The 891-nt window shown below is 67.6% G+C and carries 1 protein-coding gene; it reads right to left on the bottom strand.

The window, feature by feature from the left end:
• Nucleotides 1-33: 33 nt before the first annotated feature.
• The coding region (locus tag ABEA93_RS42025; RefSeq protein WP_345681296.1) for an IS982 family transposase at nt 34-891 on the bottom strand (858 nt) is incomplete at its 5' end.

Raw genomic sequence — 891 nt, 5'->3', positions numbered from 1 at the left:
CTAGATGAATGAGTCCAAGGGGTCTCGTCACGGTTAGTGGTCGTAGGCGGTCAGTGATCGTTTGACCGGTTGCCCTGTCTTGTCGTTGTGCCAGATCGCCGCGGTCAGCGCGAGGACGCGGCTGAGAACACGGGCGACGACTCCGGCAGGGCTTTTCCCGCCGTGTCGTTCCAGGTCGAGCTGGCCTTTGAAGGTCTGGTTGATCGACTCGATGACCTGCCGGAGCGGTTTGAACAGGTGTGCTCCGGCCCGTTCGGGTTCGCCCTTGCGGGCCGGACGCAGCAGAACGAGGTGACGCTCGGTGAGGTCGTGTTCGAAAGCGCGGCCGTAGTAGTGCTTGTCGCCGATGATCGTCTGGCCGGGATGCCCGGCGACGACGTCGGGCGCGTGGTCGAGCATGTCGCGCAGGGTCTCGCGTTCGTCGGCCTTGGCGCCGGTGAGGGCGAACAGGACCGGCAGGCCGCCGAGGGTGCAGACCAGGTGGAGTCGCAGGCCCCAGAAGTACCGGGAATGCGACGCGCAGTAGCCGTACTGGGCCCAGCCGGCCAGGTCCGAGCGTTTCGCGGTCTCCCGCGAGCAGCCGCAGCCGACCGGGGTGGAGTCGACCAGCCACACGTCGTCGCTCCACAGCGTCGTGTCGGTCGCCAGAACGCGGATCATGTGGGTGAACAGCGACGATGCCGCCCGCAGCCGCTTGCCGTAGCCGGACTGCCGCGGCACGTACGGGAACAGGCCGCGGAAGTCCTTGTCGACCCTGCGGATCCAGCGCCGCTCGGACGTGTAGCCGAGCAGCGCCGACATGACCGCCAGTGTGAGGAGTTCGGCGTCACTGAGCGTGGGTGCGATCCCGACTCTCGGGCGCGGCGGCGCCAGTTCCGGCGAAGCCTTCAG

This window comes from Yinghuangia aomiensis, assembly GCF_039542225.1.
In the GTDB taxonomy this organism is placed as follows: domain Bacteria; phylum Actinomycetota; class Actinomycetes; order Streptomycetales; family Streptomycetaceae; genus Yinghuangia; species Yinghuangia aomiensis.
This window is presented reverse-complemented; position numbering and strand designations above follow the sequence as displayed.